Raw genomic sequence first — 308 nt, forward strand, 5'->3', positions numbered from 1 at the left:
GGTGGAGCTAAGCGGGATCGAACCGCTGACCTCCTGCGTGCAAGGCAGGCGCTCTCCCAGCTGAGCTATAGCCCCATAATGTTTTAATACCGATTATTTACTCTCTTAAAGGGAGTGCCTTTAATTATAATGAGTGAATCGTAGTGAGACAAGGCGTGAATCAACGAAGTTTACAATCAGTAAACGAGTTTATTCACAACGCAGTATCAATACGATTTGGTAGGCCTGAGTGGACTTGAACCACCGACCTCACCCTTATCAGGGGTGCGCTCTAACCACCTGAGCTACAAGCCTATACCGGTATCTCT

At 47.4% G+C, this 308-nt stretch carries 2 tRNA genes; both read right to left on the bottom strand.

Annotation, left to right across the window (positions count from 1 at the left end):
* Positions 1 to 2: 2 nt before the first annotated feature.
* Positions 3 to 75 (bottom strand) — tRNA-Ala (locus ACYUCW_RS18240).
* Between the two features lie 142 nt (positions 76 to 217).
* Positions 218 to 294, bottom strand: a tRNA-Ile gene (locus tag ACYUCW_RS18245).
* Positions 295 to 308 lie beyond the last annotated feature (14 nt).

The organism is Proteus sp. MB838 (genome assembly GCF_054767435.1).